General features: G+C 34.3%; 28 protein-coding genes. 1 reads left to right on the top strand and 27 read right to left on the bottom strand.

Annotated features, from left to right (window positions below):
- Positions 1 to 12: 12 nt before the first annotated feature.
- The 14 genes from CLOPA_RS02810 to CLOPA_RS02740 form a co-directional block, all read right to left on the bottom strand.
- Positions 13 to 282: a hypothetical protein gene (locus tag CLOPA_RS02810; protein WP_015613963.1), complete on the bottom strand. Its 270-nt coding sequence runs from the start codon at positions 280 to 282 to the stop codon at positions 13 to 15.
- Between the two features lie 17 nt (positions 283 to 299).
- A complete protein-coding gene (locus CLOPA_RS02805) occupies positions 300 to 647 on the bottom strand; it encodes a DUF6711 family protein (protein WP_015613962.1) in 348 nt (115 codons plus the stop codon).
- Between the two features lie 10 nt (positions 648 to 657).
- Positions 658 to 4026 carry a hypothetical protein gene (locus CLOPA_RS23530; protein ID WP_155241857.1) on the bottom strand — a complete coding sequence of 1123 codons (3369 nt, stop codon included), beginning with the start codon at positions 4024 to 4026 and terminating at the stop codon, positions 658 to 660.
- 74 nt (positions 4027 to 4100) lie between these two features.
- A complete protein-coding gene (locus CLOPA_RS25760) occupies positions 4101 to 4625 on the bottom strand; it encodes a hypothetical protein (protein ID WP_015613960.1) in 525 nt (174 codons plus the stop codon).
- 51 nt (positions 4626 to 4676) lie between these two features.
- A complete protein-coding gene (locus CLOPA_RS02785) occupies positions 4677 to 4973 on the bottom strand; it encodes a Gp15 family bacteriophage protein (protein WP_242834300.1) in 297 nt (98 codons plus the stop codon).
- A 35-nt stretch (positions 4974 to 5008) separates the two neighbouring features.
- Complete coding sequence (locus tag CLOPA_RS02780) at positions 5009 to 5338, bottom strand: hypothetical protein (RefSeq protein ID WP_015613958.1); 330 nt, start codon at positions 5336 to 5338, stop codon at positions 5009 to 5011.
- A gap of 13 nt (positions 5339 to 5351) precedes the next feature.
- A complete protein-coding gene (locus CLOPA_RS02775) occupies positions 5352 to 5798 on the bottom strand; it encodes a phage tail tube protein (RefSeq protein ID WP_015613957.1) in 447 nt (148 codons plus the stop codon).
- A 10-nt stretch (positions 5799 to 5808) separates the two neighbouring features.
- Positions 5809 to 6195, bottom strand: a complete 387-nt coding sequence (locus tag CLOPA_RS02770; protein WP_015613956.1) for a phage tail terminator protein — start codon at positions 6193 to 6195, stop codon at positions 5809 to 5811.
- Complete coding sequence (locus CLOPA_RS02765; RefSeq protein WP_015613955.1) at positions 6195 to 6578, bottom strand: hypothetical protein; 384 nt, start codon at positions 6576 to 6578, stop codon at positions 6195 to 6197. Before CLOPA_RS02765 ends, CLOPA_RS02770 begins: the two co-directional genes overlap by 1 nt.
- Entirely contained in the window at positions 6578 to 6904 is a 327-nt protein-coding gene (locus CLOPA_RS02760) for a hypothetical protein (protein ID WP_015613954.1), read from the bottom strand. Before CLOPA_RS02760 ends, CLOPA_RS02765 begins: the two co-directional genes overlap by 1 nt.
- A gap of 9 nt (positions 6905 to 6913) precedes the next feature.
- Positions 6914 to 7273 (bottom strand): hypothetical protein, encoded by a 360-nt coding sequence (locus tag CLOPA_RS02755; protein WP_015613953.1) that lies wholly within the window; start codon positions 7271 to 7273, stop codon positions 6914 to 6916.
- Between the two features lie 2 nt (positions 7274 to 7275).
- Positions 7276 to 7503, bottom strand: a complete 228-nt coding sequence (locus tag CLOPA_RS02750; protein WP_015613952.1) for a hypothetical protein — start codon at positions 7501 to 7503, stop codon at positions 7276 to 7278.
- A gap of 11 nt (positions 7504 to 7514) precedes the next feature.
- Positions 7515 to 8393 (bottom strand): hypothetical protein, encoded by an 879-nt coding sequence (locus CLOPA_RS02745; RefSeq protein WP_015613951.1) that lies wholly within the window; start codon positions 8391 to 8393, stop codon positions 7515 to 7517.
- A gap of 17 nt (positions 8394 to 8410) precedes the next feature.
- Positions 8411 to 8986 (bottom strand): phage scaffolding protein, encoded by a 576-nt coding sequence (locus CLOPA_RS02740; protein WP_015613950.1) that lies wholly within the window; start codon positions 8984 to 8986, stop codon positions 8411 to 8413.
- A 142-nt stretch (positions 8987 to 9128) separates the two neighbouring features.
- On the opposite strand from CLOPA_RS02740, the gene CLOPA_RS02735 reads away from it, so the two are divergent.
- Positions 9129 to 9833 carry a nucleoside 2-deoxyribosyltransferase gene (locus CLOPA_RS02735; RefSeq protein ID WP_015613949.1) on the top strand — a complete coding sequence of 235 codons (705 nt, stop codon included), beginning with the start codon at positions 9129 to 9131 and terminating at the stop codon, positions 9831 to 9833.
- On the opposite strand, the gene CLOPA_RS24740 is transcribed toward CLOPA_RS02735, so the two are convergent.
- From CLOPA_RS24740 to CLOPA_RS02680, 13 genes are all read right to left on the bottom strand, one after another.
- Complete coding sequence (locus CLOPA_RS24740) at positions 9825 to 9986, bottom strand: hypothetical protein (RefSeq protein ID WP_015613948.1); 162 nt, start codon at positions 9984 to 9986, stop codon at positions 9825 to 9827. The two genes, CLOPA_RS02735 and CLOPA_RS24740, sit on opposite strands and share 9 nt — an antisense overlap.
- Positions 9987 to 10157, bottom strand: a complete 171-nt coding sequence (locus tag CLOPA_RS24735; protein WP_015613947.1) for a hypothetical protein — start codon at positions 10155 to 10157, stop codon at positions 9987 to 9989.
- Positions 10158 to 10162: 5 nt separating this feature from the next.
- Positions 10163 to 11383, bottom strand: a complete 1221-nt coding sequence (locus CLOPA_RS02730) for a phage minor capsid protein (protein ID WP_015613946.1) — start codon at positions 11381 to 11383, stop codon at positions 10163 to 10165.
- A 2-nt stretch (positions 11384 to 11385) separates the two neighbouring features.
- Positions 11386 to 12906: a phage portal protein gene (locus CLOPA_RS02725; RefSeq protein WP_015613945.1), complete on the bottom strand. Its 1521-nt coding sequence runs from the start codon at positions 12904 to 12906 to the stop codon at positions 11386 to 11388.
- A gap of 2 nt (positions 12907 to 12908) precedes the next feature.
- A complete protein-coding gene (locus tag CLOPA_RS02720) occupies positions 12909 to 14237 on the bottom strand; it encodes a PBSX family phage terminase large subunit (protein ID WP_431602565.1) in 1329 nt (442 codons plus the stop codon).
- 142 nt (positions 14238 to 14379) lie between these two features.
- On the bottom strand, positions 14380 to 15147 hold the full coding sequence (terS, locus tag CLOPA_RS02715; protein WP_015613943.1) for a phage terminase small subunit: 768 nt from the start codon (positions 15145 to 15147) through the stop codon (positions 14380 to 14382).
- Positions 15148 to 15808: 661 nt separating this feature from the next.
- Positions 15809 to 16357 (bottom strand): hypothetical protein, encoded by a 549-nt coding sequence (locus CLOPA_RS02710; protein WP_015613942.1) that lies wholly within the window; start codon positions 16355 to 16357, stop codon positions 15809 to 15811.
- Positions 16358 to 16369: 12 nt separating this feature from the next.
- A complete protein-coding gene (locus CLOPA_RS02705; RefSeq protein ID WP_015613941.1) occupies positions 16370 to 17740 on the bottom strand; it encodes an SNF2-related protein in 1371 nt (456 codons plus the stop codon).
- Positions 17741 to 17746: 6 nt separating this feature from the next.
- Positions 17747 to 17953 carry a hypothetical protein gene (locus tag CLOPA_RS02700; protein ID WP_015613940.1) on the bottom strand — a complete coding sequence of 69 codons (207 nt, stop codon included), beginning with the start codon at positions 17951 to 17953 and terminating at the stop codon, positions 17747 to 17749.
- Positions 17953 to 18234: a VRR-NUC domain-containing protein gene (locus tag CLOPA_RS02695; protein WP_015613939.1), complete on the bottom strand. Its 282-nt coding sequence runs from the start codon at positions 18232 to 18234 to the stop codon at positions 17953 to 17955. Before CLOPA_RS02695 ends, CLOPA_RS02700 begins: the two co-directional genes overlap by 1 nt.
- A 292-nt stretch (positions 18235 to 18526) precedes the next feature.
- Positions 18527 to 20947: a virulence-associated E family protein gene (locus CLOPA_RS02690; protein ID WP_015613938.1), complete on the bottom strand. Its 2421-nt coding sequence runs from the start codon at positions 20945 to 20947 to the stop codon at positions 18527 to 18529.
- A 64-nt stretch (positions 20948 to 21011) separates the two neighbouring features.
- A complete protein-coding gene (locus CLOPA_RS02685) occupies positions 21012 to 21242 on the bottom strand; it encodes a hypothetical protein (RefSeq protein ID WP_015613937.1) in 231 nt (76 codons plus the stop codon).
- A gap of 143 nt (positions 21243 to 21385) precedes the next feature.
- Positions 21386 to 22084, bottom strand: coding sequence for an aspartate/glutamate racemase family protein (locus CLOPA_RS02680; RefSeq protein ID WP_015613714.1), 699 nt, complete (start codon positions 22082 to 22084; stop codon positions 21386 to 21388).
- Positions 22085 to 22255 lie beyond the last annotated feature (171 nt).

The following is a 22255-nucleotide window of genomic DNA, read 5'->3' as shown; positions in this document are numbered from 1 at the left end:
AATCATCCTCTCTTAACCAAATATTACATAGCCAAGTGATTTAGCTTTTGTCTTTACCGCTGTTTCAAACGTCGCATACTGCTGCGCTACTGTTTCACCTGCGGCATTAACTGCATTAGCTTGTGTCAATAAAGCTTTGTTGTAAGTATTTACATTAATACCTAAATTCATATTTGCAGAATCTAAACTATTTACGCTTAAACTTGCTACTACTGTATCATTATTACTTGCATCCTTTACTGTTAAATTTGCACTTAAACTCACTGTTTCTTTAATATCCATTATTAATCACCATTCCTTTATATTTCTATTAAATCAAATTTCAAACCTAACCACTGTCCTGAATTAAAATTAAATGCTGGTGCTGTTCTGTCTCCAGCATAAAATGTTCTTGTTTGGTCTGATCCTGCATATGGATCCGGATAAGTTACAGGCATACTTGTAGGATCTACTGCATGTAGTATTGTACTTATTTCTACTGTAGTCAGAGGGCCCCACTCACATTGTAATTTTCTCATTTGCCTAAGTCTATCACGCATCAAAACACCTGCAGCATTTCTCTGTGTAGTATCTGAATCTAGGTCAACTAAATCAACCTGAAAAGTTTTAGGAGCAGTAACAGCCACTCCATTTATTAAAAAGCTCATGTCACTCCTCCTATAAAATTAATTCTGTTTTACCTGTCATTCTAGTCCTTCTGTTTAGCTGCTTAATTACCATTCGTGCAAGTTTGTCACCATCAACATCTATATCCATTCCTAAATTCTTTAATATATCAACTATTATCTGTAAAAGCTTAACTACATTATCATTGTTTTGTTGTCTATCTTCCTTAATTGCTTCAACTATGGCAGTTTTTAAAGCTGCAAAGTCTGATTTACTTTGAGATACACTTCCACTGCTACTGCCTGCCATTGTTAACTGCGGCTGTTGTATAGTACTTATTTTCTGTGATAGCATACTAGCTAACATATTAAGTCCACCAGTATTATTTTTCAAAGGAACTACAGCTTCTGGGCCAGCTTCACCTATCATTGCAGTTGTTGGTCTATCTACTATACCACCTTGAGCCAGGTATGGAATTCTAGGTATATTAAAACCAAAGCTTCCTCCGCCCATAAAGTCAGGTAAACTTACATGTATCTGATTAAGTCCTGATATTGCGGCATTGACTAAACTAATTAATCCATTTAAAGGTGCTTTTGCTATGCCATACAGGGTATTAAATATTCCTCCAAATATATTAACAACACCCTGCCATGCTCTTGACCAGTTGCCAGTAAATACTCCAGCTATGAAATCAATAATTCCCCAGAATATTTGTCTTATACCACCAAATATATTGCTTATATTTCTAAGGAATCCATTTAAAATGTCACCCATCCAGGCGAACTTTTGTGACCAGTCTGTTGAGAATACGGAACCGAGCCAGTTTTTAAATGAATTAAATGTAGCTGTTATACCATTCCATACCTCTGTAGCTTTAGCCTTTATGGTATCCCAGTTTTTATATAATAAGATTCCTATAGCTATCAAAGCAGTTATAGCTAATATAGTTAAACCAATTGGCCCCGTTAAAAAAGCTATAGCTGCACCAAATGCGATTGTAACCGTAGTTGCTATTCCACATATTACATTCCAAGCACCTACAGCTACATTATGAGCAATTTGTGCAATAGTACTTGCCGTAGTTGCTATAGTTCTTCCTATTGTCGCCGCAGTAGATGCTGCTTTCACAACTGCATCTCTAGCATATAAAGCTATTAATTGTATATTTGCACCTATATCTTTTGTCTTAGCTATCATGCCAGCTTCATTTGCTGCATTGTTAGATGAGGTTGCTAGTGTATTTGAAATTTTTGCAGTAGTATTAGCTATAATTGAGAGTGTAGAACTTACTATATTGGCAATAAAACCTGCTACTTTAAATCCTGTGAATAATATCAAAAAATCACGTGTATATTTAGTTCCATCTCCCATGAGATAGTCAATAAGACCACTTAATTTATCAAATAGTTTTCCAATCACATCAAGTACAGGTACAATCGCTGGGGCTATCATATTTACAAACCAATTTACAAATGGTGTTACAAAATTAGTAAATATAAATAATGCTAATTCTCCAATCTTTAAACCTAGTCTTACAAGCCCTTCAAAAGCATGTTGACCGCCATTATCCCAGATTAACCCGAGCTTTTGTGTAATATTTTCTATAACACCGCTGCCAGCCTTAAGCGCTTGCATAAACATATCAGCAAATTTAGGCCCTTCTTGCCCCCATACAGTCCTAACAGCTTGTAGCATCCTATCAATCAAGCTAAGTACATTATTAAATGCATTTGCTAAAGATTGTACAACCTGTGTTCCTATATCCCCTTTGTTCCAGGCATTAGCAAAGGTTACTCCTATATCTCCAATAATATTCAACATGTCTTGTAATATTTTTAGAAGGTTAACAAGTATCCTTTCACCAGTTCCATTAGTCCATACTATATAAAAGCTTTTTCCTATAGCTCCAAGTAAATCCAATATTCCAGTAAGAGCATGTTTAGCCGCATTGATTGTGTTTTGTCCTTCTGTCGCCCAGGCTTGTTGAAATGGCTTCCATAGATTAGATAATATATTTTTAAACTTATCAGCCCATCCGCTGGTAGTTGATTCAATTGGCCCCATGTTTGCCATAGGTGTTATTGGAGTTATTACACCACTACCAGCGGGTGTTGGAACTTTTGGAGCCTTAGGAGCTTTATTAACAGTAAGATTTAATTGATTTATTTCATCAAATCCAGCTAAGGCTCCTTTTACTTGCTTGGCGGCTTTTGTGGTTGCGTCTGCTGAATTTGTTGCTGCCTTTCCAACTCCGCCTAAACTATCCGCCGCTTTTTTAGCTTGCTTGCCAGCTATATCCATTGCCCCTATTTGGCTTTGCATTGCTTTTGCTGAATCAAAACTTTGCTGATATGTTTTACCAAACAGTTGACTTATGAAACTTGCAATATAGGCGGTTGCTGTAGCTAAAGAACTCATTAAAGAGTTTAATGCAGGTAATACAGCTTGGTATATAGGCATAAAGGCAGTCATTAAGTTGCTCTTAATTTGATTTAGGCTATCCGCAAATTGAACATTGGCCATAAATGCAGAACTTATATAAGTGCCGACTGCTGTTAGTCCATTCATTATCATAGGAAAGATTATTCCCCATTGGAGCATACTGTTAAAAAAACCGTATGAATGATTTCTTGCAGAATTAGTTTTGTTACCAAAGTCCGTCATGGAACTAGCCGCATTTTTTATGCTGCCACCAACTTTTCCAGCTACATCAGTAATCCCTTTGAGTTTATCCATAAAAGAAGTTATACCACTGCCTGAATTCTTTGAAGCATTACTTAACCTAGAGAACTGATCATCTAAATCAGCAAGTGCAAAACCAGTTTTATTAGATGTAGCAGTTAATTTATTTATAGCTTCTTCTGTTTTTAATATTTGTTCTTGAAGCTGATTTTTCCTTGATTCATCAAAAGTTTGATTATATGACTCTTTTAAACCTACAAGCTTAGCCTGTTGCAATTCTATTTTAGCATTTGTAATATCTAAGCTTTGACCTAAATTATCAATTTGAGCTTTTAGGGCTTCCATGTTAACACCTGTGCTCATTTTAGGCATGGGTGGGCCTCTTGGCTGTGGAATCTTGGTACCTGTAGTTTGACTTGGCATAGCCATGTTTGTTGGCATATCAAATTCTACAGGGATTTTTATAGCTTTCATATTAGCCATAGCAGCTTCAAGTGCTTTACTTAGATTTTGCTCAATAAGTTGCTGCATAGCTTTCATACTATCTTCAATGGAACTGGTCATTTGTTTACCTATATTATCTCCAAGTCCTTTGAAGCTCAGGTCTCCCAAACCCTGTAAAGCAGTTTTAAGTTGGTCTCCTATTTTAGAAGCTGCCTGTTCTATCTGCTTACTTAAGTCACTTGTAAGCTCTAAATCTAAGCTAATTTTTCCTACTGATTCATTATCTGCCACAATCACACCCCCCTTTTTAGACATAATAAAAGCACCTAGAATCAACTAAGTGCTTGATAAAATAATATTGAATTTTATAATTTCCAAGTATGACCGCAATTAAGACATTTAACTTTTCCTTTTTTACTAGTTATCCCTCCAAGGATTGCCCCAGTTTCACCAAGTGCAGCACCACCCAATAATGCTCTCCCAATACTAAGCTTTTTATTTACAAAAGTTAACTGGGTACTCTTGCACTTAGGACAAAAAGGAATATGATCCCTCTTAAGTTGTTTCAATCTTTCTTTTTGATATTCTTTTTCCTTTGCTTTTTCACTCAGAACAATTTTACCCGCGTTAGGATTATTTGCTCTTATCTTATTTATTTTATCATTTATGTCTGATATTTTTTTATCTTTTTCAGCTTGTTTTTTCTCATATAAGGCAGCTTTTTCAGCACGTTTTTGTGCATATTTTTCATTATTTGCTTTTATCTTTTCCTTGGCTTTTTCATTTCTTTCTCTTATTTCTTCCTTGCCTTCTTCTATTTTTGATTTTATCTTTTCATTGGATTCTGATTGTTTATCAGCCATCTTTTTCATAAAATCTTTAAGCCCCATACAAATACCCCCTATATTTTTACCACAATTATACTATATTTTTAAGGGCATTTATACAGACTGACCAAAAGCTTTTGCAAATAATTCCTGCACTTCTTTAATTGAGTTTTGCTTCTCTTCTTCTGTCATATCATCTATCTGTCTATTTCTCCACTCATCCCTAATGTGATTCTGTTCAGCTGTAAAGTTTTTAAGCATATCTTTGTCCTCCTCGCTTCTGATAGCCACAATCTGTCCAAGTGGAGTCTTAGGCATTATTCCAGCTAGGAGAGTACAGAATTCAGACCAAGACATATCAGGTTCATTTCTAAGTCTTATTCCATATTGAGCAGTAAAACTAGCTTCAATTAATCCCCAATCATCATATATGTCATACCACTGCTCTACTTTTTTTTATTTTGGTCTTCCTCTGCTTTTTCTATTTCCTCTATTTCTACACCATTAAGTGCTGCTATTATAGTGTTTATTATAGGCTTATAGCTGCTCATATTAAGATTAAGGCTTTCTATATAATTAAAAGCTTCTTCCCCTAATCCAATTTTAATTATTTTGTCTACTCTTTCATAATCATTTAAACTTTCATCTTTTGAAATATCAGTAAGTTGTAATCCTACTGCTTTATGTGTATTTATTTTAAAGATATGTTCATCATCTATCTTTACCTCTGATTTAGTATTATCCATTCGATTGGATATGTCATAAAATTTTCCCATTTATAAATTCCTCCTAACCCACTGCTGGTGTAAATGTTGGTTCGCCATCAGACTTCAAGTCAAATTCCAAAGGTGTCATAGCTTCACTTTTATCTCCACCAGGGTTTGTTACATCAACCGCACAATTAAAAGCTAATTTTGAACCATCAGGGAAATCTATCTCTGCCATAGTTGAACAGCTAAGACCAGTTTTCCATGCTAATCCTGCAACATAATCATTGCCTGAATCTCCTACATTTCTTTTACCTTTAAGAGTTATTGCGAACCCCTTTGAGGTTATTATATTTCGTTCCCATCCATTAGTCGTCATTGGTATCCATGTTTCAGCTTTACCAGCCATTTTTATAGCAAAACTTTCCATGTCCGCAATAGGCATCATATCCGTTGCTACACTTGCTAAACCTTTTGTTCCAATCTTAAATACAAGATCATAGACTGGAAATACTCCACTAAATGACATTATTCATTACCTACCTTTCATAAATTATTGTTGTTTCAATTACAAATTCAAAAATATCATTACTATCTGTTCCTACTCCTATAGGCTCTGAAGTTCTCATATCAAATTGAATAACTCTTTTACCGCCTATTACAGCACTTTGGCCAAAGAATGTATTATATACTTCTTGAGCCTTTTGTTCTGCTGGAGTAGTTTGATTCCCCCAATGGATTAGGATTGATATAGATTTCTTAGCATAGGATGTATTATTTAATCCACCTACAGCTATGTTGGACTTGCCGCCTACAATACTGTAGATTCCTATACATTGTTCTACGCTTCCATCAATCTTTCCTACATACCAATTAGGACAATCTATTTTAGTTTTAAGCCAGTCTTTTATTTCACTTAGTAACATTATTTAACCAGCCCCTTACTTAACTCTTTAAAGAACTTCATGTAAGTATCTTTTATAAAATCTTTCTTATCGCCACTAATGTAAGCTTCCATCCATTTACCCTGTGCATTTACATTTTTATCATGCCTAAAATTATATTCAGGATGCCAATATAAACGCCTTGCATAAGGTGTGTCAAATACTATAGATGCAACCATATCCTGAAGCCTTGAAGTATCTACATAGCCGCTTCTTTCAAGTTCTCCTGTATTTTTAGGAACCACAGCAGAAGTTACTATATCTGTTTTAACAGCTTCCATAGTCATTTCTAGTGCCTGCTGCTGTGCTTTTTGTAAAGTAGATATAGCGGAATTATTAAGTTTAATGCTTACTTTAGCCTTCATTACATCAAATCCAATTCAGTAGAAAAGACTGTGCCATCAGGATTCTTTGGTCTTGAAGATCTAAATATATCTCTCTTAACCTCACCTACCTGGACACAGCCTTCTATTATTTTACCTGGATTAATATCCCCGGGAACTATTACTTTGCCACTTAATGTTACAAGCTTTCTTTCTTTATCTAATGTCTGCCTTGTTTTTTCCTCATAGAAAGCTTTATCATCAAATAAAATAGTTTCCTCAGGGCCACCATCTTCACCAGTTTTAGTTTGAAATATCTTAAGGTCAGTATTTAATATCCACTTTGGAAATGGTAATTTACCTTTCATACGACCACCTCATAATACTCTGTTTGTTAATCCTGTTTGTTTTAAGTAATGCATAACTGTATTAGGAGCTTTTATTCCGTTGCTGCCATTACCTAAATTCAGGCTCACACTTCCAGCACTATAGTTATTTACTGGCAAGTTTATAAAATCACCATACTGGTATAGGAATTCAGCTTGTAAACATACTGCTTTCTGTACCTTATCCTGCTGAAATGGTGTAAGACTATCAAATCCAGCAGCAACTATAGAATTATAAGTTAAAGAATCTATATTGTCACTTGCTAATTCTAATTGGTTGTCTAATTCATCATCAGGAATAACAGTACCCTTAAATGTAGTTTTATAATAATTACTATCTACATAAACCATGATTATTTACCCTTAGGATTTTTGAGGGCTTCAATTTGATTTTCAAGTTCTACTATTTTATCCAAAGCTTCTTTATACTTGGCATATGTTACTGTTTTACCTGGGGCATTTTCAGTAATCGTTAAATTACCTTTCTCATCTACATCTGCTATGTCATAACCTAATGTTAAATAATAAGCTTTGTCTTTCTCTTCAATTTTAATCTGTTTATTTCCTTGTACTGCTAACATCTATATCCCTCCTAAGCTAGTTTATTAATTTGAATACCTGGTACTTTATTCTGTATTAAGAATAAATCTGTATAGGATCTATTTTGATATAACCAGCCATCACCTTGAGTATGTGTCCCTGGTGCCCATAAATATATAGCACTTCTCTTTATAGGTGCTATTACCGCACTTGGGTGCATAAGTATCATGTTTATTTGCTTTGCACCTACTCCTGCCACTGCTCCAGTGGTAAAATCATAAACCGTCTGCATTCTATCGGATGGAACTATGATAATGTCTACATCATCAAGAGAATGTACAGTTCTATTAATTGTCCCAGAGGTGCTTCCATCTACATTTATAAATCTTTGCATTTGATTAGCTTGCTTTAATAGAGTATTAACAGCAGGAGTTACATATATTTTTCTTCCACTACCAGGAACGTTAGCATCATCCATATTCTGCATAAGCTGATCAAACACAGTTAAGATATTAGCAAGAGTAAGTACTGTAGTATCAGCAACTCCACCAAAACCTACAAAATCAGCATATAATTTACTGTATCTGTATTTATCTAATTCTGGTATTGCCTGCTCAGTTAAAAATACATTAGTGATATTTGCAACTGTAAGTATCTGATTGGTTTCATCAACGTCCTCAGCATCAACATAGAAAGATACATCTCTATCATGCGCAAGTGTCTTTATTTCAAAGTCATTACCATAAGTTCCTGTATTCCACCCACCTGCTCTATTGTGATCCTTATATCCACTAAGTGTCATTCTAGGTATTTTCACATTCTTAGCACCTATAAATTTAACATTGTCAGAAGTTAAGGCACTAGAAGTAAGTTCTCTTGTATATTTCTGTTGCAATTGTGTTAAAAAACTGTCTACATAATTAATTGCCATTATTTATCTCCCCTTTACTATTTAGTCTCATTTCCAAATATAGCATCTAGCTGAGTATTTATATTTGCTGCACCACCACTACCACTGCCATCTGCTCCAAGTTTAAAACCTGGTATAGTAGTATTGGTTGTATCTTCTTGCTTAAATAAGAAAGCTTTACTTTCTTGAAGTCCTTTTAACTGTTCATCAAGTCCAGTAACTTTTCCATCATCACCTAAAATTAGCTTTGATTTATCTATTAGTCCTGAAACTATACCTTCATCCTGTACCTTACCAGCTATAGATAACTTAATAGCATTACTTAATTGTAAATCCTTAAGTTGTCCTTGATATTCCTGTTCTTTAGTTGCATTATCAGCCTGTAATGTAGCTATTTGATTTTTAAGTTCTTCATTATCTCCAGCGGACTTTTTAAGGTTTTCAAGTTGAGTTGCATTTTCCTTTACGGTGGTTTTGAGGTTCTTATTTTCCTCACTAACAGTATCAAACTTTTGTTTTTCAACATAAGACTTCAACTCCTCTGTAGAAGCTTCTGCTGCCTTTTTAGCCTGTTCCTCTGTAAGTCCTAGTGCTATAAATTGCTCTTTATTCACTTATAAATCATTCCTTTCATATGAATTTAAACAGTTTAAAGTCTTATTTAGGACAAAATAAAAAAGCCCTATTGCTAAGACTTAAAATAATTGTAAAATTATGTTTTAATATGATAAAATGTCATTGAAAGAAGGTGTATTTATGAAAAAATGTTTTATTGTATGTCCTATTGGTAATGATGGTAGTGATACTCGTAAGCGATCTGATAAACTTTTAAAACACGTTATTGCTCCTGTATGCAATGAATGCGGTTTTGATGAACCTATTAGAGTAGACAGTTTAAACTCAAGTGATTCCATAACTGAAACTATTCTAAAACATCTAACAGAATCCGATTTAGTCATTGCCGATTTAACAGAGCATAATCCAAACGCTTTTTATGAAATTGGCTATAGAACTGCTTTAAATAAACCTATAATACATTTAAAGGACAAAAGTGATTCTATTCCTTTTGATGTATACGCAATTAGAACTTTTGATTATGATTTAACTGACCTAGATTCTGTTGATGAATTAAAAGAAAGACTTATTCAAACTATTAACTCTATTTCATTTACAGACAGTACTTCCTCTGTAAATGAAGATTCATCGAAAACTTTTAACTCTCAAATTTTACAGGAACTATTTGTAATACAAGATAACATTAAAGATTTAGATTCTAAAATATCAAAATCATCTACAGACACTTCTGTCATATCTGTATTAGCAGACAAGATAGCCAATAATAATAAAACCTCTCCAGAAGAAAAGTTTTTAGAACAACTAATTCCAGTTATGATGGAGGATCCACAAAAATTAAACTCTCTTATTGAATTTAGTAATAAAATTAATAAGAATTCAAAATAATTCTTTGATTTCCTTGAACATAGTATCAAGGAAATCTTTTATACTTTTCAATTGCTTAGATTCAATTTTAGATAATTCTACAGATACTTTTATGCATTCTCCTTTTTTAAATCTAATTATCTTATCAATTTTAACATCTAACTCCTCATCCATTTACTTCACCTCGCTTGAATTTGTATTCTCTTTTATCCATTTTTTACATTCTTCATTCACCTGTTTAATACTAGCATTAGTTTTCTTAATATCATGCTTTACATACATATCATAAATAGCTGAACCAATTATAAATAATCCTGCTAGATCAAGAATAATTGTCTTAATCATTTATCTCACCTCGCTTTTTCCCGACTATAATCTCTTCTAAGTTCTGGATTATCCCTTAGATGTTGTCTTAATCTATCTTGTAATTCCTTAACCTTATCACTGGCCGTATTTACATTCTTAGGATCTAAAGAGCCAGCTTCTCGCCTTTTCCATCTTCTTATTTCTCTTTCAATGGCCCTTTGCTGCTGCTCCGCTTTATAATTACTGGTTGAAGTATCTTCATCAGGTACCTCAGGTAGTTTTGTTATACCTGGAAAGTATGTCGCTAATGTATGCCTACAGTTAGGATGTAAAAGTCCTGCTTTCATAGCTTCACTAAGTAATGGATAATCACCATCAGCTTTACTTCCGCTACTGAATACATCATCTATGAGGATTTTGCCTTGCCATGGTAAGCAAAGTTTGCATGTATTAGCATGAGCTGACACAACAACTAAATGCAATCCCCATTCATCACGCTTCTTGCCTTCACCTAAAAAAGTTGCTCTTTGACTTGCTGTTCTTAGAGCCATTTCAGCGTATGCGGCAATATTTACTCTCTTGCCATCTTTATATACTATTGAGTTAATACCTGCGTCTAAGAAGTCCTTAGTAGCCATATCAATAGCCTGATTTAAACTAGTAGCTCCACTCTGCATAAATACTTGTGTTTTAAATATTGTCTGCCTATACACATCATCCATTTTTCTTAAAACAGAATGTTGGCCCACATTAATATCATGCTGCACTGAATCTGTAAGAGCTTTAAGCTTTTTATCATTCATACCAAAGAAGTTAGTTTCCTGCGGAGGTGGATTATTCTTAGGTTTATTCATTACCCTTGATACTATATCCTTTAACTTTTCCATACCTTGTGGGCTAGAGCTTCTTTGAATATCACTAGGAAATTCAATTACTGCTTCTTTCCTTCTATATTTGCCTAACCAGTTTTTTATTTGATTTATAAGCTTTGTTACTCTGTTTTCTCCAGCTTTATAGCTTTCCTGCAATACTGCATCTATAGTCTTCTGTATAGGATCACTATACTTACCAACAATCTTTTCATTCTGCTTGCGGTACTTTTCAATATTTCTAAGTTTGGATAGTTGCCACTGTTCCCACTGAAAACCTTCTTTTAATTCTTCATTCTTATGCCTATAAAAGTTTCTCTTAAGTGAAGCTATAAGGTCCAGTTCCATTTGCTGAAATATTTCTCTTAGGCTGTAACTATCATTGTTTCCACTCATGATTATTCACCCTTAGGCAGATTATCTTGATTGCCAGTAAGAGTTGTATCAGCCGGAAGATTATCACTTCCATTTACTGCAGGTGGATCTACGGTAGTTAATCCTTGTTCTTCTTTCAGCTTTGAGACTTCTTCAGCTTTTTGTTCTTCTGTCCATGTATCACCATATAGCTGCTCAACACATTGTTCTACACTCATTATCCCATTAAGCTTCGCCTTACCTATAGTATCAACTCTATTCTCAAAGTCAGGTGCAGCATACTCACCAAAATCTAAAGTTACTTCTGTATCACCACCTACAGCCATACTTTTCAACGAATTATAAGCCTTTATTGATGTATTAATTACCATTGGAATAACCTCAGATAAAGTTTCTATTATTTTACTTCTAGTATATAAAGTTGTCTTTTCCTTTTCTCTTTGTGCAACTTGGTTGTCTCTCTTTTTAAGATCCATGCCTAATGTACTCGGAGATATTATCCCTTGTAGACACATATCTACCGCAGATGCATAGCTTTCGACAAATGCAGCATAATTAATTGTTGGCTGCAACATGGTTGTAGTCCCTGGTTTATCCTCACTGAAAGTTGCATTTAACTGAATAAATTGATTATCAAATGGATTAGGCTGCATTATTTTACCGCTGTTAGGATCTTTAGGTAATAAATCTTCAGGAATATACTTTTGAACTCTTCCTGCTCTTATGGCATCAATCCATTGGCTTATTATTTCATCCAATGCGTCAAATGCATCCGTTTTATTATCAAATATGCTTTTACCCCTGTTATCCCATTTAGGAGAATCATAGAACTTAATAGGTACAGCCATCATAAAGCTTTTGTCGAATGTTGCATCTTGCATACCTGCTAGTTCTGGCACCATAATTAAAGGTACTTCTTTTCCTCTTTCATCTAGCAACTGGTTTCTTATATACCCATACCCAAATGTTTCTACAAGCCTATAATTCCTATCATTAGCAGCATAATCCGTATAAAATATAACTTCTTGTATTCTGCCACGTTTTACAGTGTAATCTACTTTCTCACCACTATAGAATTCTAATATAGGATATTCCGTAAGGTCGGTATCTATTGTAATTTTAAAAGCACCATCACCTGTTACAAGAGTATCAATTATCATATTTTTAATAAGCTTATCAAATTTATTATCTTCTGATATCTCCTGCCAAATAGCGTCTTGTGTTTCGTCATTAACTTCTATAGTATTTATTCCACTTATAACTATGTCTGCCAAAGCTTCTACGATTATAGAAGGCATACCACTGTGCATTTTTCTTATGTTTAGCTTTGCACTAGGTACCGCAGCCCAAAACCTAGATCTACTTACCAGGTCAATTACTGTATTCTTAAAGAACTGATCTAATTCACTAGGTTCACCTCTATACCAGATTCTATTTCTTAATACAGTGGCTTCAAAACTTAAAGGTTCCTGTATAGTAATTGGTGAAGCTGGTGCAGGCATTACATTTAACATTTTCATTATCATATTCTTAAACCACCCCATTCTTACACCTCCAATCTCTTCTTAAAAGGTTGTATGCTGTATTCTGAGCTGTCTAAACAGTCAACGGGGTAACTGCCATCATCAGTACGCACCCATTCGCCCTCAGTTCTTTTCTTTTCATCCCAGGTTGCATTTTCTATAGCTTCTATCCATGGTTTTAAATGCTGCATTATTTTGTATCTGCCCTGATTAATTAATATATTAACTAATCTGATACGGTCAATAATGCCCTCTTTCTTGTACGAAGGTACTACTTGAATGTTTATACCTCTACGCCTTAATTCATTGCTAAGTGCTTGTCTAAACAGCTTATCAGCACTTTCACAAAATATAATTGTGCCAATAAAAAAAGATGGGTATGTTTTTATCCATTCTTCAATCTTGTCAACTATTTCTTTCGCATATTTGTCATGTGTATAACCACTACTTTTGCCTTGTTTATGGTAATACCCATCAAGCTCTATTATTTCACCATACTTTACTGTATACCCTGTTAGCGTTGCAACTGTGGCATCAGTACCACCTATATCTATACCAATACTAAACTGAATAAACTTCTTATCCTTGATATAATCTCTTGTTATTACAACCTCTTTATAGCTGTACCCAGTATAAATACGCCCTGTAGCTGCTGTTCTTTTACCTAGTATATCAGCCTGATACCAAAGGCTGGACTTATCATAAGGCTTTAATACTGCTCTAAGCCTATCGTTCTTTATGCTTAGATTATCCCATATGGTAAAGTGAGCATAGCTATAACCAGGATTCTCACCATTCTCTTTAAGTTGATCCTGATAATCAAGTATATCTCTATAAAACCAATGACTAGGTGGCATAGGGTTTAAATCAAAGAATATTTGTCTTTTACTACTGGATAAAGTTCTGTCAAAAACTTCTTGAACAAAAGATTGACTGCACTCATTAACTTCCGTGAGATAAGCAGATCCATAAGAGTTACCTTTTATCTTTGCCGCATCATTGGCCTTACCTCCACCAGCAATAATAATTACTTTTTCGCCTGTGTTTGTTTCAATGAATAAGGCTTCTTTACCTTCATACTTACCTTCTCTTGACCTACCATCAAACAAATACTTAAGTCCAAAGCCATTACTATCAATGATATTCATTCTAGCTGCTGCAAGACTTACCCCTGCTACCAGATGCAGTTTATCCGGATGAACTTCTAAGCACATTGAATATGCAATTAGGTTAATAATATTCTTACCTGCTCTTTTACCACCTTCAAGTACAGACAGCCAGGAATCTACTGAGTTCTTTATATATTCTGATTGTCTACCTGTTAAAGGTGCGTAATTAATCAAGTTTATCATCCTCCCAACTGCGTCAAATCAAAATTTATTGCAGTTCATACATTGTAAACGACCTATTTTAGCCACTTTAAAGCCATCTTTATGAATAAATATTTAAAATCCCATAATTTATACAAACTTTATGCAATATTATCTTATACAATTATTCATCATCCAAAGGTTCTCTTTCCTGCGGCTTGTTGATTAATTCAGCAATAGCATTAAGTTGACCTTGAATATTAAGTTTATCTTTACCTGGTACCTTAGACTTAAGAACCTCAATTCTTGCCTTCTGTTCTTCTGTAGCAAGACTTTTATTAAGCAATTCATCATATTGCTTAATTAACCTTTCAAGCGTTGTCATGGCCCTTGATTGAGCCTGTAAAAAGGTTGCCTGTCTATCCCATGAAAACTGGAACTCATATTCATCTGTATCTGAGGTATCACCACGAGTTTGCTTCTTAAGTTCCTTAATCATTTCTTCTTTGTCTTTAACATACATAATCCTTTGAGCTCTTATAATAGCTGCATACTGGATATTAATATTTTCCCAAAGGATATCTAAAGGATCTTTCTGTTCTATCTCCTGGATAATATCAAAAGTATCCTCAGGAAGATACTTAGAAAAAAAGCCATGAGTTTCTGACTTTTTATTCTTAGGTGGCCCACCTGTTCCTCCTGAATTACCCTTTGCATTCTTATTTCCATGCTGGCCACCTTTTTTACGTTTGGAACGTTCCGTATTCTTTTTAACTTTTGTTTGGAACGTTCCGTTCAATTTGTCATCCCATTGGTCTTTATTTTTCCATCCTCTTATTGTCCCGGGTGAAAGATTTAAAGTCTCTGCAATCTTTACTAAATCAATATTCCCATTATTCTCTTTGTAAATCTCAAATGCCTTATCCCTGCTCGGACTTCTTTGTCTAGGCACATCACCTCACCTGCCCTAATTGGTTGTTCGTGTTGGTTTTGTCGAACTATTCTACACATACTGTTAATCGCTTTTCTTATTGCTATGGAACCAATGTCCTATAGAATTAGCCAATGCTAGTAATATAAAGAATGTCATCCAAGGATGCTGCATACACCAGTTATACATTATTATCACCTTCCTTATTTTTGAATATAGAAAAAGCACCGGTATTTCTACCAGTGCTTAATAACAGGGGTACCATATATGTCTACAGTACTCTTTAATATTACTCTTTTATTCTATTTTTGTAAATATTTATTACATTTTTCTACAATATGTTATATAAAAAGACACCTAGAATTAACCAAGTGCCTTTTTATATATTAGTTATTTAAATGGAGAAAGAAACTACACTTACATAATATCTAATTATTGTTAATATTTAATTTCCAAATTATGTATATATATTAAATATAAGTTAATATATTTTAAATAAAAGAGCACCCGTTACAGGTGCCTTTTCGTACAAGATGTATTATTTTTTACAATTTTACACAATACTATTAAATCATATTATAAAAGGTACGTCAATCCCACTAAAAAGGACATTTTTTCAGACATAAAAATTATAAACTTTGGCGCTATTACTGGCTTTAATACCATTTTGACAAGGACATTTTTAAAGCCTTATTCCGTCTATACCGAAAAATAATATGCTTAAATCTTCAATAGCGTTTCTCACATCTCTCCCAATGGTTTTAACAGTAATACTAAAATGCTCCGCTGCTTCCTCGTAAGTTGGCGCTACCTCATCCTTGCAGACATCTACATAAATATATTTAATAATATTAAATCTTCTCTCTTTAGCCTTTCCTTCACTTTTACATACGGATTCATAATACTTCATGGCTTTATTTATGTGACCAACTATAATTAACGTTCTCTTCTTAGTTCTACTTAATGCTTGAATATACTGCTCTTCATCATTTATAGCCTCTATGTCATCCAGTACATCTATCGCATTATCCTCATATATTGCATTTACAGAACTATCAGTTATTTTCCCGTGGATTTTCAAACCTCTATAATGTTTAAGCAGCAGCCTAGTATTCCTAAGCCTTCTGTCGTATCTCTTTTTAGTCTTATAGTATTCCTGTTCTTTTATATACTTTATACCTTCTCTTACCCCAATTTTTACAGCTTCATCAACGCTTATATTTTGTTCCATACTGTCGACCTCCTACTCCTTATATTTTTTAATTCTAGCTTTTAATGCATTCATAAGATTATCCTGGGTTCCGCTTTTATCTTCCAGTGCCATCATAACGTCATGATCCACTCCATCATCTACAACAAGGTGATGTATTATAACTTTATCCTTTTGGCCTTGTCTGTGAAGCCTTTTATTAGCTTGCTGGTATAATTCTAAGCTCCAATTAAGTCCAAACCATATAACATGATGACCCCCTCTTTGAAGATTAAGGCCATATGCACAGCTGGCAGGATGGGCTAGTAGTATATCAATCTTTCCATCATTCCAGTCATCTTCATCCTGTGGACCTTTAAGCTGTCTAACTCTAAGTTTCATTCCCTCTAATGCCTTTTTTATTCTCATAAGGTCATGCTGGAAATTATAAAATACTAATGCTGATTGCCCATTAAGTCCTTCTACAAGCTCCAGGAATGCATCAATCTTACACGAATGTATCTCAACTATGTTTCTGTTTTCATCATACACAGCACCATTACAAAGCTGTAAAAGCTTATTTGTAAGTACTGCTGCTGTTCCTGCATCAATTGTTGATTCATCAACCTCAAGAAGCATTTCCTTTTCAAGCTTTTCGTAAGATTTCTTAGCCTTGCTGTCCAGTATTACTGGTGTAGTAACTGTGATGCAATCCGGAAGCTCCAAATAATCCTCTGCTTTCATGCTTACACATATATCACCTATAAGTTCCTGTATAGTTTCATTGGCTCCCGGCTTTGGCATATAACTAAACACATGGTCTCTATCTCTCTGATCCGGTTGAAAATATCTTTCACGAAAATGTGTTATTCTTTTTCCAAGTCTTTTACCTTCATCCAGTAAATAAATCTGCGCCCATATATCAAGCAGTCCGTTAGGTGCCGGTGTTCCAGTAAGTCCTATAAATCTATCAATGTGATTCCGAACCCATGTAAGTGATTTAAATCTTTTGGCCTGATGATTTTTAAAGCTGCTGAATTCATCTACAACCACCATATCGAATGGCCATGCATTTTTATAATATTCTACAAGCCATGGTACATTTTCACGATTGATAACATAAATGTCTGAAGGTGTATTAATTGCTCTTATCCTTTTAGTCTTTGGCCCAAGTACTGAAATAACTCTAAGCATTCTTAAGTGATCCCATTTTTCAGCTTCCTTTGCCCATGTTGCTTCTGCTACTTTCTTTGGCGCTATAACAAGTACTTTTGATATTGCAAACTTGTTATACTTTAAATCGTTTATTGCAGTAAGTGTTATAACTGTTTTTCCAAGCCCCATGTCAAGGAACAATCCTATTGCTTTATCCGTTAATACCCTGTCTATGCAGTATCTTTGGTACGCATGTGGTATGAATTTCATACACCATCACCCTACTATCTCAATATTTTCTATAAGTTCAATTTTCATAGTTTTCTTCGTAACAGTCGTAGATATCATATACACTTCTTTTCTATCTTTTACCCTTACAAAGACATACCCACACGTAAATGCATTTAATATAAAAACATTACTGTTCTTAGGTATTTCTTTAATATGCTCTTTTTTAACTCTATATACTTTTTTACTTGCCATCACATTCTCTCCTCGCGCCATATGAAATTATCTACAGCTTTTTTATTATCTATCACATAAACTCTAAATCCTAAATCACTTATTCTTTTTTGCTGCACTGTTTGAAGGGCTGTAGGTTTTCTACCTGGTGCTTTTAATTCTACAAAAGCGATTTTTCCTCCTGGAAGTAAAACTAATCTATCCGGTACTCCAGCATTGCCAGGTGAAACAAATTTATATGCCCTGCCACCTGCTTCTTTAACTTTTTTAACTAAATAACTTTCAATTACATTTTCTCTCAATTATCACACCTACCTAAGTGAAATTTATAAAATGTCAACTTTCTCACCATATACCCCTATACATATATACGCGTAGGCATATTAGGCATATATATATTACCTATTATATCTATTTATATTGATTATATAGAAATCATAGTTACATAGTTGACATATATCTATAAGTTAGTAATACCAATGGGTTTCATGTCAACCAAAGTGTCAACTTTCATTAGTTTTTATAGTTGCCTTGGTTGACACATTAAAAATAATTTCCTTTGAGAAAGTTGACATTTTTTCAAGAAAGTTGACACTAATTTTTGCGAATTGAAACTGGTCTAAACCCTTTTTGTTTTCCATAATTTGCACCAAATCTCATCGTTCCTGCTCTTTCCCATCCAGGTAAAACTTCTAAAATAGCATTTATTCTGTGCGCTTCTCCCTTAGACATATTCCTGATCTCACATAGACACTCTTTCCATACTTCCATTGCACACACTCTGTCCCTTTGTATCAGCTCCAAGGTATCAGTAACTCCGTTTCCCCAAAACATACGCCTTCGCTCCAGGCTCCATTTTTGCCAATCATGTGGTATCGCTCTATCTAAAAAGGCTTCTATTTGCCCCTGCAATGGATCCCTTTCTAAATGCGTAGTTCTTCTCTTTTCTGCTTCTTCTTCCATTTCAGGTGATAATATTAAAGGCTCTCCTAATCTCCATCTTAATACTGCTTCTGCCCATATTTGATTTACTTCATCATCCAAATGCTCAAATACTCTTTTAGTTGGCTTTTGTATTTCTGTATCTACTGGCCAAAATCTACGATTACCTGTTGGATCACTAAGATACTCGTGATTATTTGTTGTTCCAAAGAATACACACTGCCTTAAATGTTTTTCTGTTTTCCTAGCATAAGCAGCACGATACTGGTCATCACATTTACTCAAAAACTGTTTTACTGCCTTAATATCAGTCTTATTAAAAGCTTCAAGTTCTCCAATTTCCACTATCCATATACCTTGAAGAAGTTCTGCTGCGTCCTTGCCCTCAAAAGTTTTTATACTATCTGAAAACCACTTGCCACCTAATTTTGAAAACAAAGTACTTTTACCTATACCCTGTCTACCACATACAATTGTCATGTAATCGAATTTACACCCTGGAGTCATAACTCTAGCCACAGCTGCTACAAAGGCCTTACGTGTTATTGTACGCATATAAGCGCAGTCCTCAGCACCTAAATAATCAATATACAATGTATCAAGCCTGGGAACACCATCCCATTCAAGGCCCTTTAAGTAATCCACCACAGAATTAAATCCATTTGCATTAGAATGATTTTTAAGAGCATCATCTACAACTTCTCTTGACCGAAAGCCGAGTATTTTTTCAATGTATTCACGAAAACCAGAGTCATCATCATCTGTCCAGAGGAATACACCATTTTCTTTTTCACGTATCCCCCATGGAAACGGTGCTTCGCCTAATATATGGTCTGCAAAAGTATCTTTACGAATCCTTCCTTTTAGCAGTGGATCATTCTCTAAAACTACACGTACATTAGCTGTAGTTTTAAGCGGCGCTCCTGTAGAAGAGTTCAACTTTAATTTACTTATCCAATTTGCAAGCTCCCCTTCGCTGTCTTCTACAGGCTGAGAAAAAGCTTCAGTTGTCTTTTCATATCTCTCTTGATTAATAAGCGTGGCCACAAAAGGATCACTTACAGCAAACTCACACATGGCCTTATATGAAGGCAATTTATTCACAGGAGTATCCGGCTTTGATTCGTCGTCCATTTCACCAAACTTATGAAACCTTACCAGGTCAAAGGCATTACAAAGCTTTCCTCCTGCCGGATCCGTAGCATGATGTGAATACAGGAAATTACCATTTTCATATACAATAGCACCACCTACAGTACTACCACCTGTAAAGGTAAATCTGTTTGAATTATCGTCGCATGGTTCATATATTCCTGGAATAAAAGATTCTATTACCTTATACACATCATAAGTCTTACAAAAGGCTCCTATAACTCCAGTTTTAGTTGTAGGATCTTCCTGCCTTGCTGCTAACTTTTGATGATTCTGCTTTTCTCCTGGTACCTTTGGCCATTCATTTACATCACGCCAGTTTGTATATTTATCAAGTACCCCATCAGCACTTATAAAAGGTTTATCCCAGTATTGAAATATATATTGGCTATCATTACAGCATGAAGGATTATACATTAATCTTGAAGCTTGAAAGGTTGTAGGATCACAAAGTTCTATTCCTATTATCTGCCCAAGCTTACGTGATATAGGCTCATATTCATCTGCTGTGACTGTTTTATCTAAAGGTATTAATACTCTTAGCCTTGGCCTAGCTTCCTCATGCTTACGTGTAGAATAAACTGCTACTGAACACCCAAGACCATCAATTCTGCATAGAACATCATTAGTCCCTCCTGGCTGTATATTATCAAGGTCAAGAGTAACTACATCTCTGCCTACTACACTTCCAGCTTTTCTTTTATTTCCTTCAAGAGTACCAGCTATAAAGCCCCCTACATCCTTAAGATTATCCTGTTTACTTTTAGGATAGGATAAATATTCAGCTAAACTTTCAGGACTTCTTACAGGTATTCTAAGTTTTTCATAAAACTCAGATATAAATAACTTCTGAGGTGTCCATACTGTGGCTTTCCTGCTCCCTGCTGTTGATATTGTTATCTCTCTATCATTTATTAACATTGGAGTATCACCTCCTCCCATCACATATAAGATGTTTGTTACAGCTAAATTCTTGAAATATGACTTAAACTATTGCTTTAATTAGATCTGATTTATCTAATAACTCAGGGCATTGATTTAGCGCAGCTATATATCCTGCCAATGGGCACCCTACTCGTTCTTCATAATCTAACTCATAGTATTTTATATCTCCACTCGTAAGTCTAGTTCTCATAGCTAATATATTTCCGCTCACTTGACCATTACCTTCAAGTATTCTAACTTTACCATTTTCCCTTACAAGTACAATTTTCATTGATATAACCTCCTTCGCCCTAATTTTGAATGGCGAAACAAAAACACCGTAGAATTCTTGAATAATACGGTGTTTTATGAAATATTTAATTTTCACTATTAATAAATATTATATATAAATAAAATTTTACTTTTGTAAATCAATTAAGATTCCTTAATACAATTTTTAATAATACTTTCAACATGAATTTTTGTAGTATTAAGGAATGGTATACCAAATTCATCTTTTGTAAGAATTAATGGCAACTCTGTACAACCAAGAATTAATCCCTCTATTGAATCTTCATCAATCATCCTTTTAACAATATTAAGTAATCCATTACGTGTTTCATCAAGAAACTTTCCAAATTCAATTTCAGTCATTAGTTTATGATGAATATAATCCTGTTCTTCTTCTTTTGGAACGATAATTTTTATATTACTTTTGTCAAATACTTTCTTAAAAAAATTGCTCTCCATTGTAAATTTAGTCCCAATTAGGCCAATCTTTTTTATTCCTAACGCCTCAGCATTTTTACATGTTTCCTCAACAATACTTATTAATGGAATAGGAGATAACTCCTTAATTCTTTCAAATACTATATGTGGTGTATTTGATGAAATGAATCCAAAATCTGCACCTGCTTTATAGAGTATCTCGACACCTTTAATTAAGCAATTTACAAGGTTGTCCCATTGTTTATTCTCAACAAAACTTAAAAGAATATTCATATCCATGCTATTAATCAATATTTCAGGGTAGCTACCATCCTTTACTTCATTACGATATTTTTCAATAATTAGGCGATAATAATCTAAAGTTGATTCGGGTCCAAGACCACCAATCATTCCTATTTTCTTCATCCATTAACTCTCCTTATATTTAATTTCGGCTATACCACTACCTATAAATTAAGTATTTATTATCTATAATAACTGCTAGATAATATCTTATACTTTTAGCTTAATTCATATAGAAATTATACCATAATATTCTATATCGTCCATTATTACCGATAAAATATATTAGAAGTT

Source organism: Clostridium pasteurianum BC1 (assembly GCF_000389635.1).
Classification (GTDB): Bacteria; Bacillota; Clostridia; order Clostridiales; family Clostridiaceae; genus Clostridium_I; species Clostridium_I pasteurianum_A.
Note: the sequence above shows the minus strand (reverse complement) of the source record. Positions and strands in the feature narration are given on the sequence as shown.